12 protein-coding genes and 1 pseudogene are annotated in these 12,975 nt (G+C 53.2%); 11 read left to right on the top strand and 2 right to left on the bottom strand.

Annotated features, from left to right (window positions below):
- The first annotated feature begins 47 nt into the window (after positions 1 to 47).
- The 11 genes and pseudogenes from HP572_RS09395 to HP572_RS09345 all read left to right on the top strand — a co-directional run bounded on the left by HP572_RS09395 (position 48) and on the right by HP572_RS09345 (position 10,943).
- Entirely contained in the window at positions 48 to 272 is a 225-nt protein-coding gene (locus HP572_RS09395) for a type III secretion protein HrpF (RefSeq protein WP_009112566.1), read from the top strand.
- Entirely contained in the window at positions 259 to 693 is a 435-nt protein-coding gene (locus HP572_RS09390) for a type III secretion system chaperone (RefSeq protein ID WP_240585441.1), read from the top strand. Before HP572_RS09395 ends, HP572_RS09390 begins: the two co-directional genes overlap by 14 nt.
- On the top strand, positions 686 to 2,755 hold the full coding sequence (gene sctC, locus HP572_RS09385) for a type III secretion system outer membrane ring subunit SctC (protein ID WP_240585440.1): 2,070 nt from the start codon (positions 686 to 688) through the stop codon (positions 2,753 to 2,755). Before HP572_RS09390 ends, sctC begins: the two co-directional genes overlap by 8 nt.
- A gap of 27 nt (positions 2,756 to 2,782) precedes the next feature.
- Positions 2,783 to 2,974 (top strand): HrpT family type III secretion system protein, encoded by a 192-nt coding sequence (gene hrpT / locus HP572_RS09380; protein WP_095994667.1) that lies wholly within the window; start codon positions 2,783 to 2,785, stop codon positions 2,972 to 2,974.
- Positions 2,967 to 3,314 carry a type III secretion protein gene (locus tag HP572_RS09375; protein WP_240585439.1) on the top strand — a complete coding sequence of 116 codons (348 nt, stop codon included), beginning with the start codon at positions 2,967 to 2,969 and terminating at the stop codon, positions 3,312 to 3,314. The genes hrpT and HP572_RS09375 overlap by 8 nt, the downstream gene beginning before the upstream one ends.
- A 144-nt stretch (positions 3,315 to 3,458) precedes the next feature.
- Entirely contained in the window at positions 3,459 to 4,529 is a 1,071-nt protein-coding gene (locus HP572_RS09370) for a type III secretion protein HrpN (RefSeq protein ID WP_305852624.1), read from the top strand.
- Positions 4,530 to 5,023: 494 nt separating this feature from the next.
- Positions 5,024 to 6,938 (top strand): annotated as a pseudogene (tssI, locus tag HP572_RS09365) (type VI secretion system tip protein TssI/VgrG).
- Entirely contained in the window at positions 6,931 to 7,827 is an 897-nt protein-coding gene (locus HP572_RS09360) for a DUF4123 domain-containing protein (protein ID WP_240585438.1), read from the top strand. Before tssI ends, HP572_RS09360 begins: the two are co-directional and overlap by 8 nt.
- 11 nt (positions 7,828 to 7,838) lie before the next feature.
- On the top strand, positions 7,839 to 9,449 hold the full coding sequence (locus HP572_RS09355) for a hypothetical protein (protein ID WP_240585437.1): 1,611 nt from the start codon (positions 7,839 to 7,841) through the stop codon (positions 9,447 to 9,449).
- A gap of 17 nt (positions 9,450 to 9,466) precedes the next feature.
- Complete coding sequence (locus tag HP572_RS09350) at positions 9,467 to 10,492, top strand: hypothetical protein (protein WP_240585436.1); 1,026 nt, start codon at positions 9,467 to 9,469, stop codon at positions 10,490 to 10,492.
- A 184-nt stretch (positions 10,493 to 10,676) separates the two neighbouring features.
- Complete coding sequence (locus HP572_RS09345) at positions 10,677 to 10,943, top strand: type VI secretion system PAAR protein (protein ID WP_240585435.1); 267 nt, start codon at positions 10,677 to 10,679, stop codon at positions 10,941 to 10,943.
- A 102-nt stretch (positions 10,944 to 11,045) separates the two neighbouring features.
- On the opposite strand, the gene HP572_RS09340 is transcribed toward HP572_RS09345, so the two are convergent.
- Together HP572_RS09340 and HP572_RS09335 are read right to left on the bottom strand one after the other, a co-directional pair.
- On the bottom strand, positions 11,046 to 11,369 hold the full coding sequence (locus HP572_RS09340; protein WP_095699577.1) for a DNA-binding protein: 324 nt from the start codon (positions 11,367 to 11,369) through the stop codon (positions 11,046 to 11,048).
- Between the two features lies 1 nt (position 11,370).
- Positions 11,371 to 12,849 carry a pectate lyase gene (locus HP572_RS09335; RefSeq protein ID WP_240585434.1) on the bottom strand — a complete coding sequence of 493 codons (1,479 nt, stop codon included), beginning with the start codon at positions 12,847 to 12,849 and terminating at the stop codon, positions 11,371 to 11,373.
- Between the last annotated feature and the right edge of the window lie 126 nt (positions 12,850 to 12,975).

Here is a 12,975-nt window from a genome sequence, read left to right as displayed (position 1 = left end):
GACCCAAACCGTGTTGTGAGGAAAATACCCTATGAGGAGAGCGTGCTATGTCCCTTAACCCCATTCAGCGTCGCCTTGACGCGCATCTGGTCGATTCGCAGCAACAGCTGGATGATATTGCGCTGAACGTTGCAGAAGGTGGAGCCAGTCAGGCCGACAGTTATGCCTTTTTTGAAGCCAGCATGGACTATTCCAATGCCAGTTGGGCGGTCGGGCAGTTGCTGAGCGTGAAACACGGCTTGGCAAAGGCCATCATCAATGACTTCAACTGAGTTGGCCGTGATGCTGGAGCGTTGGCTAAACGGCGGAACGCCGGCGCTGAAGCTGGACATTGATGGCGGGGCGGTGGCGCTTGTGCGGCAGTCGTCGGGCGTGGCGTGCAGCGCGGCCATTCCCCTGCGTGCGTTGCCGGATGAGTCGATGCTGGCGCGCGCATTACAGCTGGCCGATGCCGCCCACGCCCAGTTTCAGGATGACACTGCCATCCTGTCGCTCTCACCGCAGGATGAACAGCTCTGGCTATGGATGCGGCCCGATGCCGATGACGTCATGCAGCTGTGTCGCAGCCTGGAAACCTTACTTAACCAACGGGACGTCTGGCTGAGTCTGCTCATGCCGCGGGCGAAAACGCCCATTTCCGCTCCACTGAATCTAAACACGCTGGCTTTTTTGCAAGGAGAACGACATGCGTAAGGGATTGATACGTCATCGCGCGTATAGCACGTTGCTGGCGATCTATCGCTGGTTTTGCTGGGCGGTGGTGCTGATGGGGATTATCCCAGTGAACGGGATGATTTCGCTGGCGCATGCCGCCACGCCAGCCGACTGGAATAAGGGCGCGTATGCCTATTCTGCCGAGCAAACGCCGCTGTCCGCGATTCTGACGGATTTTGCCAACAGCCACGGCGTGGATTTGGTGCTGGGCAATATTGCGGACAATGAGGTTACGGCAAAAATTCGTGCGGATAACCCCACGCTCTTCCTCGACAGGCTGGCGCTGGAGCACCGCTTTCAGTGGTTCGTGTATAACAATGCGCTCTATGTCAGCCCGCAGGACGAACAGGCGTCGGTGCGTCTGGAAATCTCCCCGGATGCCGCCCCCGATATCAAACAGGCGCTCAGCGGTATCGGGCTGCTCGATGCGCGCTTTGGCTGGGGTGAATTGCCGGAAGAGGGCGTGGTGCTGGTCACCGGTCCGCAGGCGTATATCGATCTGATTCGTAATTTCAGCCAGCAGCGGGAAAAGCAGGACGAACGGCGCAAGGTGATGATCTTTCCGTTGCGCTATGCCTCGGTATCTGACCGGACGCTGCAATATCGCGATCAAAAAGTCACGATTCCCGGCGTCGCGACCATTCTCAATGAGTTGATGGATGGTCAGCGTGCGGCACCGGCAGGCGCATCCGGCCCGATGCCCGTGCAGCCGGATAACGGCATGGAAGCGATGCGGGACAGTACGCGCTCGCTGATGACCCGGCTGGCAACCCGTAACAACCCAGGTCGCAACGGTGAGGGGGCAGGCCGCGTGACGCTAAGCGGCAAGATTTCCGCCGATGTGCGTAATAACGCGCTGCTGATTCGGGATGATGAAAAACGCCGCGCGGAGTATCAGCAGCTCGTCGACCATATCGACGTCCCGCAAAATCTGGTCAACATTGATGCCATTATTCTGGATGTGGACCGAACTGCCATGTCGCGACTGGAAGCAAACTGGCAGGCGCAGCTTGGCAATGTGAGTGCAGGCAGCACCATGATGATGGGGCGGAGCACCCTGTTTGTCAGCGATTTTAAGCGCTTCTTCGCCGATATTCAGGCTCTGGAGGGGGAAGGAACGGCCTCCATCGTTGCCAATCCTTCCGTGCTGACGTTGGAAAATCAGCCCGCGATTGTTGATTTCAGCCGGACGGCGTTCATCACGGCGACGGGCGAACGCGTCGCGGACATTCAGCCTGTAACGGCGGGTACCAGCCTGCAGGTGACGCCGCGTGTGATCGGCGAAGGGGCGCAGCGCAGCATCCAACTGGTTATCGATATCGAAGACGGTCAGGTAGAGACGGGGCGCGAAGGTGAGGCCTCCGGCGTGAAACGCGGCACCGTTAGCACGCAGGCGCTGATTGGTGAAAACCGCGCGCTGGTGCTGGGTGGTTTTCATGTTGAAGAGAGCGGTGACCGCGATCGTCGTATTCCGATCCTCGGGGATATCCCGCTTCTGGGGCAGCTGTTCACCTCGACGCGTCATGAAGTCTCGCGCCGTGAGCGCCTGTTTATCCTGACGCCGCATCTGGTCGGCGATCAAACCGATCCCACACGCTATGTTTCCTCCGCCAATCGTCAGCAGTTGAACGGTGCCATGAACCGCGTCGCGCAGCGCAACGGTAAAACGGATCTCTACAGCCTGATTGAAGGCGCATTTCGCGATCTCGCCAGCCGCCAGCTTCCCGCTGGGTTTCAGGCCGATAGCAAAGGTACGCGATTGGGAGAGGTATGCCGCTCGCAGTCGGGCCTGATCTACGACAGTTCGCGCTATCAATGGTACGGCAACGGTCAGGTGCGCCTGAGCGTCGGTGTCGTGCGTAACGGCGGCACACAGCCGCAGCGTTTTGATGAGGCCGCCTGTGCCAGTAGCCGCACGTTAGCGGTGGCGGTGTGGCCGAAAACAACTCTGGCACCGGGGGAGTCCAGCGAGGTGTTCCTTGCGTTGCAGCCCGCGCTAACGTCCCAGCCAGCCCGACGTAACCTGCTGACATCTCAGTAGCGATTTCAACTAAAACAGGAAAGGGTCATGAATCATAAAGCACTGTCCGTCGCGCTGATCGCACTCCTTCTGAGCGCCTGCACTTCCCCGCGACAGATCGCCAACTGCGCCTCGGTAACCTGTCGTCCGCAGCCGGAAACGCGGCAATTAATCATCTGGTGGCAGCCCGATCTGCGCAGTAGCCCAGCGGATTACAGCAGGGTCAGCGTGGATGAGTGAGCCAGCGCCAGTATTCGATAATCAGCATGACTTCCTCACGGCGCTGGAGACCGAGACGACGGCCTGTTGGCCGGTACAGTCGGGTGTCACGCTGTGGTTTACGGCGGTGTCGGCGGATAAGGCCATGCTCACTTTAACGCTGGCGCCTGCACGACATTACCCCGGTATGCTGCGGCAAATTTTACAACGCCGCTTTCTGGAGGCGGATGCGCTGTTTGCCTGCGGCCTGAGCCTGGATGAACAGCAACATCTGCGGTTACGTCGCACGTTATCCACATTGACTGACTCGGTTGCGGCAATCGACGAACTGTGGCGTTTGGCCGGTCTGCCGCCGCGCTGAACCGTGAAAAAGTCATGCGTTTTCGTGCATAAGACGGGAACTGAGTGAGCAAGGAAATCACTTAATGGGGGAGTGTCACAATCACGCGGGCTGACCGCACATCATTGGCGCTTTCATAACCCATTTACTCATTGAGGAAACATTATGCTTAATTCTCTTGGTGGCGGAACCTCTCTGCAAATCACGATCAAGGCGGGCGGTAACGGCGGTTTATTTCAATCTCAGTCTTCACAGAATGGTGGATCGCCATCGCAGTCAGCGTTTGGTGGCCAGCGTAGCAACATCGCAGAACAGCTGTCCGATATCATGACGACCATGATGTTCATGGGCAGCATGATGGGCGGCGGCATGAGCGGTGGTCTTGGTGGTTTAGGCAGCAGCCTGGGCGGACTCGGCGGCGGTTTGCTGGGTGGCGGTTTAGGTGGCGGTCTCGGCAGTAGTCTTGGCAGCGGGCTGGGTAGTGCGCTCGGCGGTGGATTAGGCGGAGCGCTGGGGGCCGGCATGAATGCCATGAATCCATCTGCCATGATGGGTAGTCTGCTGTTTAGCGCGCTGGAAGATCTGCTGGGCGGCGGCATGTCGCAGCAGCAGGGTGGGCTTTTCGGCAACAAACAGCCGTCGTCACCGGAAATTTCTGCCTATACCCAAGGCGTTAACGATGCGCTGTCCGCCATTCTGGGCAACGGCCTGAGCCAGACGAAAGGACAAACGTCACCGCTGCAGCTGGGCAATAACGGTCTGCAAGGCCTGAGCGGCGCGGGTGCGTTCAACCAACTGGGTAGCACGCTGGGGATGAGCGTTGGGCAAAAAGCCGGTTTGCAGGAACTGAACAACATCAGCACGCACAACGACAGCCCGACGCGTTACTTCGTCGATAAAGAAGACCGTAAGATGGCGAAAGAGATTGGTCAGTTTATGGATCAATACCCTGAAGTCTTCGGTAAACCGGAATACCAGAAAGACAACTGGCAGACGGCGAAGCAGGATGACAAATCCTGGGCGAAAGCGCTGAGCAAGCCGGATGATGACGGCATGACCAAAGACAGCATGGATAAATTCATGAAGGCGGTCGGCATGATCAAGAGCGCGGTGGCGGGCGATACCGGCAATACCAACCTGCACGCTCGCGGCAACGGCGGCGCGTCTCTGGGCATTGATGCAGCGATGATCGGCGACCGTATCGTCAATATGGGGCTGCAAAAGCTCTCCAGCTAAAGCGAAAAAACGACAGGGAGCAGGGCGGAAGCACTGCTCCTAGTTATTGGCTTCAATGTGATTATTTCAATTCAAATCAATCAGCTTGCTTCGTTTTAGTCCTTTCTTTGCGCGATTAGCGCTATGCACATCTTGTTATCCTTTATGCGTACTTTCTTAAAAGGAATAGCGTCAAGGATGTCACATGGAACGTTTTCATCGCTCTTCACACCGCTTCAGCCCCGCGACCTTCTTGTTTCCCACGACGTGAACATACCGAATCTCTGCTCGACTTAAATGTTTTGCACTTTTCACCCACTCAGCGTTTTTAGCCAATAGGGCGTCTTTATAACGTCTTGTTTTATCAATGTGATGCTCTATCAACATGAACTGTGGTGTGAGCAAACTCAGACCACAGTTTAAGCATTTTGCTTTTCATCAGGGGAGCGGCGGAACGCATCGGCGCATGCGGTAGCCGTGGCAGCAGAGCAAGAATAAAAATAAGGAGAAAGCAGGTGGCAAACAGTACAGGATTACAGTTCACCGTAAAGGTCGGTGCCCTGGAAGCAGGCACTTTCGCGGTGGTGGATTTCAGGCTGGATGAAGGGCTGAACCGGCCTTTTAGCCTGTCGCTGAGTCTGGCGAGCGCGTTGCCGGATGTTGACTTCGGCGCGGTGCTGGACCAGCCGTGCGAGCTGATGATTTGGTATGAAGGCGAACTGAAACGTCGCGTCAGCGGGATTGTCAGTGGCTTCACGCAGGGTGACACCGGATTCCGCCGCACGCGCTATCAGGTGGAAGTCCGTCCTGCCCTGTGGCGACTGGGATTACGCACCAACGCCCGCATCTTTCAGGCGCAAAAGCCGGAGGCGATTATCGGTGCACTGCTGGAAGAAGCGGGCATTACCGACTACGCCTTTGCGCTGCGTAACGAGCACGCGGTGCGCGAATATTGCGTGCAGTATCGGGAAAGCGATTTAGCCTTTATCACCCGTCTGGCTGCCGAGGAGGGAATGTATTTCTTCCACGAATACGAAGAGGGCAAACATCGAGTAGTGTTTGCCGACGATGCGGGTGCGCTGACCAAAGGCCCTGAGCTGTTCTTCAATCTGGCGACGCAGGGGCTGAGCGAGGGCGAATATGTCCGGCGCTTCCACTATGCGGAGCGGGTGAGTACGGCCGAAGTCGAGCTGAAAGACTACAGCTTCAAGACACCGGCTTACGGGCTATTGCACAAGAAAATGAGCGGTGAGCTGGAGCATCAGCGCGAAAGCTATCAGCATTACGACTATCCAGGTCGCTATAAGCAAGACCCGAGCGGCAAGGCGTTCAGTGGTTACCGGCTGGATGCACTACGTTCAGGGGCGGTGACGAGCGAAGGGGAATCCAACTGCGCGGGGCTGATGCCGGGCAATACCTTCACCCTGACGGAGCACCCGAATGCGGCGCTGAACGCGGTGTGGCAGACGGTGAGCGTGACGCACGTCGGGCAGCAGCCGCAGGCGCTGGAAGAGGAAAGCGGCGGCGAACCGACGACCATGAGCAACAGTTTTGCCGTGGTGAAAGGCACGACGACATGGCGTGCCGCGATGCCATACAAACCGATGGTGGACGGCCCGCAAATTGCTACCGTCGTCGGCCCGACGGGGGAAGAGATTTACTGCGACCAGTATGGTCGGGTAAAACTGCAATTCCCGTGGGATCGCTACGGTGCGAGCAATGACCAGAGTTCCTGTTGGGTGCGCGTCAGCCAGGGCTGGGCGGGCGGCCAGTACGGCATGATTGCTATCCCGCGTATCGGCCATGAAGTGATCGTGAGCTTCCTTGAAGGCGATCCGGACCAGCCGATTGTGACCGGGCGTACTTTCCATGCAACTAACCCATAAAGGCAAAGGATTTAACGAACTCAGCTTTGAGGATGCGACCGACAACGAAGAGATCTTCCTCCACGCCCAGAAAAATATGGCAGTGCGGGTCCTCAATTCCAAAGATGAGCGTGTGGACTATAACCGCACAACAAGCATCGGACATGATGAAGAACTGGTGGTCGCCAACGATCGTAAAGTCACGGTAGAAGGCAATCAGGATCACAAAACCACAGGCAACCATTTATCGCTGACCGAAGGCGATCGGGGCATACAGGTCAAGGGCGATCTGACGCAGAAAATCAGCGGCGTATTCAGCGTGGACAGCAACGGCGACCTGACGCTGCAAAGCGGCAGCAAATTAACGCTCAGGGTCGGAGGCAGCTTTGTGGTCATCCACGCTGGTGGGGTGGACATCAAAGGGCCAGCCATCAATCTGAATTCAGGCGGCAGCCCGGGCGATGTGGCACTTCCTGCAGATCCGGCGATATTGAAAGCGGCTGCGGCGGCAGGGACGATGTTTGTGGCGCACTGTCCGGCAAAGGAGAAAGAAAACAGTGAGTGAAATCGTACAATATGCCGTTATCGACGGTTCAATTGAAGAGGGACTGCTGGATTTTTTGGCTGAACACGATACGCCGCATTGTTGCTTATATGCGGAGCCCTTACAGAAAGAGTTAGTCCCGCTGGCTCCCTATTTAGTTGAAGTCACGCATGAGGTTTCATCCTGGTTGGTGAATAAAATTTCTCCGTGGGGAATATATTTATTTACGTCGGTGAGTATGAAGGATTTACGCCAACATTTGCGTAAATATTTACAGGTTCTTCTTCCCTCAGAAGATAAACCCGTGTTTTTCCGCTTTTATGATCCACGGAATATCTGGGATTTATGCCATGTTCTGAGTGAATGGGAATTGCATTGTTTTATGGGCCCGATTGAAAAAATGATGACTGTCCATAATGAAATAATCCGGGAAGAGCATTTTCAGCCCGCTCGTGCCCAGTTTCCGCCAACGGCTAAAAGCCGAATGAAGTTGCTCAGAATCAGCCAGCCACAACTTGATTTACTGAATCACTGTGCGGAAATGAAATACATCGGGGGGTTAACGACTAAAACGATTACTCAATACGCAGAAAAAATACAATATGTTGTACCGCATACTCCCGAATGGAAAATGAGCCAGACGGATGATAGCTATCATGACTCACGAGATGAGCGAGAGCGCTTCACAGTCAAAGAGGCTGTGAGCGAGTGTTATCATTTTTGTAAGGCAAAAGGCATTGAAGACGATCGCGCTATTCGCGGATTACTGCATTTGTTAATAGAAAAAGAGATGTATTCAATAAAAAAACTCCCTGCGGTATGGCAGAACTTATTAAGTAATGAAAGCTTTCCCGGCCATTACCGGGTTGAACGTTTGCTTAAAGATACATTGGGATATATTCCCCGCTAAAGGAAAAGCGTATGTCTGAAGGAAAAGTCTCACTTGCGGCGGGCAGTGCCTGCGCAAATTGCAATAATCCCGATCCCTGTACTTATGAGATAACGCTCGATGTATTCGATGAGAAAACGCATGCCTGGCCTGTTGAGCAGAACATTCATCTCAAAGTTCTGGATGATGGAACCGGCAGTCAGGGAACGATAAAAATAGAAGGGAAGTGCGAGAAGCCAACCTGTCCGCAGGCCACGTTGGAGAGTGGAAATGAGAAAATTGCGTTAAAGAACGGAACGCCAAACCCCATCACGCTCTATTACAAGAAACCTGCTGATAGTGAGCAGGATGATCCGCCCGTCGATCCGATATGGTCCTATTTCAATCGTATTCATTTGCCCTCTGATGCCATTGCCGCTCCCCATCGTTATCAGTTGATTACGCAGGGCTGTACGGGTAAAGCGAGTTATGCACAAATAGATGTTTATCCTGAAGTGGAGCTACGGGCTGTTATCGGTTTCAGCTACGAGCTGACAGGCAAAAAGCGCACCTGGAAGGAGCGACGGGATGAACAGATCGCTGCCAGAAAAAAGATGGAGAATACCCAGCCTAAAAACGGCAATAAACTGCGGAGTGGCTGGACATTGCAGACCGATCAGTTTCAAATCACGCAGGAGCAGAAGCTGAATATTGAGTACGGGCTGAAAATCGGTGGTACGGAATATTCGGCTAAGTTTGCGGAGACGACGCGTAATAAAGTCAAAACGGTCAAGACACTGGAACAGATTGGCAAAGTAGAGCGCTTTTTATCGAATATCAACAAATATCTCCTGCCTGAGCCCGACCCCGAAAAAAAGGGAACGCGCGAGTATCGCCTGTTTGATTTCTCCGTTGAGCCAATTAATCTGGGGGTATCCTACGCGTATCAGTGCAAAGACCGTGTTGATGATGCCACGCATTTTATGGGGCTTTACGCGGCACCCTTCCTTAGCATGAGTATGAAAATAGACCTGATACAGCTTCTGGCGGCCTACTGTAAAGTAGAACGTATTGCCGCAAAGTGCCGGGAATATATCGCGAAGGGCGGCAGTTCCCTCGAGTGTTATATAAAATTGACTGCAGAGCTGCATTTTTCTGTCGGCGCGGCCTATAAGCAAGCACAATGGACCTTCGCGCCAGAGGACGACAACAATAAGCTGGCTTTTGTTCTGGAAGGGGTTGTCAGCCAATCATTTGAAACAAAAGTGCTATTTTTAGAAATTGCGCTAAAGGCCCTAGGCGTACTCAAAACAGAAGCCGGAATGAAGCTTGATCCGCATGATGATGGTATCGATTTGGTGGGGTACCACGATGGTATTACGGCTGAAGTAGCATTAATGGCTGATTTTAAAGAAGGGGGTAAACGTAAAGGGAAAAACAGTTCAAATAAAAATTACTCATACAAATCAACAACTGAACTGGCTGGACCATTAGACGCGGATAAATCGGCAATGAGAGTGAATCTGTTTGGTAAAGAGCGAGTTATCGAAAAACCAAAAGTTATACCCGCCCAGCCGTGGGCAATGGGATCTAATCCCAAATATAATGCAGTGAAAAAAACGAGTCAGGAACCTTGGGCCATGGGATCCAATCCGAAACGTTAGAAAAACAAGGAAAGCGCATGATGGGGAAGTTTTTTCAATGGAATTGCCTAATACTGTCAGGAGTGATGATGATGTCTACTGCCAATGCCGCTAATGAACCATTAAGGATCCGCAGCGTATTCGATATTAACTCGGCGTTTTGCGCTATCAAGACTAATGGCGTGCTGGGGATGGATAACCGAGATTCAGCGGTTGCTGGGAGAGGGTTTGGTACATCCAGCACTAACGCATTGCTTGCGCTGGAAAATGGCGAAAATGATATTACGGTTGAAATAGGAGCGCTGGGCTGGTTCTCACAGGAAAATATTAGTGATGATAATGGACGCAAGGCATTTAAGTCGGATGCAGGGTGTAAAGTGGCTCTCACTGCGTTTAAAGGCGAGCAGTCGAAGGTATTAAGCCAGTTCACTATCGCTATCGGTAAAGACGGTATTCCTTATGCGCAATCAGGCGGGGAAGTGGACAGTGCTAAACCTGAAAAAGTGATGGTAAAGAAAATCACAGCACAGCAGGTTGAAATGGGACATCTCTCCTCGGATTATCTGATCGATAACTATTTCCCTGCTGGTATGGAACTCTATCAGTTTACTAAAAAAGTCCATCTTAAGAATATCCCTGAGTGGAAATGGACAAAAGCCACACCTTTTACCGGAAAAACTGAGCAGATTCAGGCGTTAAAAATTGCCTATCTCGATCTCTGGCATCTTTTTGCAGAAAAAAATAACGAAAAAATAAAAAAATACCTTAACGAATCATTACGATCATGGGCAATGACAACGGGCAGTTCGATTGATGAAATATATAATGACCGAAATTTCATAGATGATTTTAAAAGTAAATCATTTAAAATGATTCCCATAAACTGGAACGATTATGAAATTGAAGTTATAAATAAAAATAGAATGGTTCGTTTTATTAATAAATCAGATCACACTATATCCCCTCTTTCTTATTCAGTCAAAGATGAGGATGGGGATGATAGTTTGGGATACTACTCCCCAATATTTGCTTTTGTTGATGGAAAAGTAATTCCAGTCATATGAAATTAAATGCTGGAAAATGTTGAAGTAATAAATTGGTTTGCTCCAACATTTAAATTGACTGACTAAAAAGATCTTATTCGAGAACGATTCTCATACTCTATTAGAGATCGTTTGGGATAATGTTGCTGAAGCAAATAGCTTGCTGACGCCGATATTGTAACGGACGTATTAACAAGGGATAAAAATGGGTAACGCAGTTAAATTAGGCGATAGCGATACTGGGCACGGTAGCCATCCGCCGACGCCCGTCGCGGTGGGGTCATCGACGGTTAAGGTTGATGGCATGCCGTTGGCTCGACAAGGCGATCCGCTGGCTCCTCATGGTCATGCTCGGAGTATTAGCAGTGGTTCATCCAGTGTATTTATTGATGGTAAACCCGCGGCGAGAACGGGAGATGGTGTGAGTTGTGGTGGCGTGGTGATTGGTGGGGGAACGGTCACTATTGGGTGATGGCTTATTCACGTCCACGCCTGACGTCTATCGAACTGAGCTAATAAAGCCAGCACAGGCTTCCCTGGCTGGCTTTTCCCCGGTGCGGTAATGGCGCACGTATTACATTTGACGCACCGCAATAAAACGATCGGCGATCAGGCGGGCGATCCAGAACGAGGTCTGCGCCACGTCGCTATGTAGCCCGTTTTTCGTATGGATGTCGGCCTGATGCAGAAAATCCTGCTCCAGCGAGTCCACAAACGCATCGAACTCGAACTCACCCCGTCGCAGCGATCCTGACTGGCTGAGCACCGTGTTCAACTGTGTCCTCACCAGATGGATAGCCTGCGTGAACGATTCACGTTGCGCCGGCGTAATGTATCCGCCTTGTCTGGCGATATCCGCCCAGCGTGTCGGTGCGGGAGATGTCATTGTGTTTGGCATCTTACTTCACCTGTAAGTTGGCGGAATCCGGCACTTTGTAGTGATTATTGACGTTCGTCAGGTTGATGTTGCTGCCTTTGACGTTCAACCCTTCACTGTCGCTTTTCACGAACGAGAACTTGCCGTTTTCTGCGTCAATGTTGCTCAGGTTCAAGTTCCAGTTACCTTGTTGCCCACCGTTGGTGCGGACAAACGTACCGAAATCTTTCGCTTTGAAATTATCGATGGTCAGGTTGGCATCCGCGTTCAACTGGAAAATCTTATCGGAAGCGCCCTGAGCGCTACTGTTGGTGATTTCAACGTTGGCTGGCTTACCGTTATTTGATTTCACCGTCAGCGCATCTTCACCCACGTTGGTCCAGTGCACGTTATCAATTTTGGCATCGCCGCGAACGTGTACGCCATCCGCCGCATTATCACCAAACACCACGTTTTTCAGCGTTGCGCCTGGCGCCAGTTCAAAGACTGGCTTCTGGCCTTCAGCCTGACCACCATCGCCTAACTTGCTACCGGCAGTGAAGGTTTTTCCGCCGCCGTCAAAGACTTCGCCAGGGCCGACTTTGATGGTGTCATTTACCACGGTGGCATCACCGCTGGCCTTAGGGAATGCCACTGGGCCAGCACCGGCTGTTGATGTCGTCGGCGATGCCGCAGAACCACCACCAACGCCGGTTGGGGCGGCCGTTAGTGGGGCAGACGCACCGCCGCCGTTACCGCCAACGGGTGAAGACGGGGCTGATGCAGCAGCAGGGGATCCACCACCGCCAGCAGAGGGTGCAGACGGCGCGGCAGGCGATCCACCACCACCGGATGAGGCCTGCGGTGCGCCTACAGACGGCGAGCCGCCACCTTGTGGCTGTCCTTTTTCTTGCGGCTGACCGAATTCACCTTTCTGTGAATCCATCAGATTGCCGATCAGTTCCAGCAGCGCTTTTAACAGATCGTTGCCGCTCAGTTGACCACCGCCGTCTGCGGTTGGGCTGATGGCATTGTCTAATGCGCTGCCAGCCGAATCTTGCAGTAGAGAACGGCTCAGATCTTCTGGATTTTGCGCACCGCCTGCGCCGCCAGTGCCGGATGAACCTGCCAGCGGTGAGGCACCGCCGTTGCCGCCTGCCGCGCCCGACGAACCGGAAGAGAGTGGATTCCCCGCTTCCTGGCCATTTTTGCCCTGAATCAGCGTCTCCAGCAGTTTCATCAGCATATCGGCAGGGCTGCCGTTTTGCCCTAACGCCGAGCTGCCACCGTTGCCTGCACCGCCTTGGCCCAGCGGGCCGCCATCGGTTGATGACGGCGTATTGCCCTGCGTATTAGGCAAAAGCGCGCTAAGCAATGTGCCCAGCGCCTCCATGAGCTGGCTATCCTGCTGTGCAGAACGTGGCGAAGCCCCGCCGTTGCTGCCTGAAAGCGGGGAATTCAGACCTGTTGATGACAGGCCAGCACCGGGTTGTATGCTGAGCGTGATCGTCATATCAGCCATAACATCTCCTTGAAAGTGAATAATGTGGGTCATTAACAGGCTTACGTCTGTTGCGTATTAAGTGAGGGAAGGTGTGATGTGGTTCCCGTGCAGGAAAGAGAAAGATGTCGGGAACCAGAAGGAGAA

This window comes from Pectobacterium sp. PL64, from assembly GCF_022477975.1.
GTDB classification, from domain to species: domain Bacteria; phylum Pseudomonadota; class Gammaproteobacteria; order Enterobacterales; family Enterobacteriaceae; genus Pectobacterium; species Pectobacterium jejuense.
The sequence above is the reverse complement of the archived record's forward strand: the minus strand, read 5'-3'. Positions and strand labels throughout refer to the sequence as shown.

Coding starts and splice junctions, on each gene's coding strand:
- HP572_RS09370 (WP_305852624.1), top strand. CDS start 3,459: ATGCTTAATTCTCTTGGTGGCGGAACCTCTCTGCAAATCACGATCAAG.
- HP572_RS09390 (WP_240585441.1), top strand. CDS start 259: ATGACTTCAACTGAGTTGGCCGTGATGCTGGAGCGTTGGCTAAACGGC.
- HP572_RS09375 (WP_240585439.1), top strand. CDS start 2,967: ATGAGTGAGCCAGCGCCAGTATTCGATAATCAGCATGACTTCCTCACG.
- HP572_RS09335 (WP_240585434.1), bottom strand. CDS start 12,849: ATGGCTGATATGACGATCACGCTCAGCATACAACCCGGTGCTGGCCTG.
- HP572_RS09350 (WP_240585436.1), top strand. CDS start 9,467: ATGATGGGGAAGTTTTTTCAATGGAATTGCCTAATACTGTCAGGAGTG.
- sctC (WP_240585440.1), top strand. CDS start 686: ATGCGTAAGGGATTGATACGTCATCGCGCGTATAGCACGTTGCTGGCG.
- hrpT (WP_095994667.1), top strand. CDS start 2,783: ATGAATCATAAAGCACTGTCCGTCGCGCTGATCGCACTCCTTCTGAGC.
- HP572_RS09345 (WP_240585435.1), top strand. CDS start 10,677: ATGGGTAACGCAGTTAAATTAGGCGATAGCGATACTGGGCACGGTAGC.
- HP572_RS09340 (WP_095699577.1), bottom strand. CDS start 11,369: ATGCCAAACACAATGACATCTCCCGCACCGACACGCTGGGCGGATATC.
- HP572_RS09355 (WP_240585437.1), top strand. CDS start 7,839: ATGTCTGAAGGAAAAGTCTCACTTGCGGCGGGCAGTGCCTGCGCAAAT.
- HP572_RS09395 (WP_009112566.1), top strand. CDS start 48: ATGTCCCTTAACCCCATTCAGCGTCGCCTTGACGCGCATCTGGTCGAT.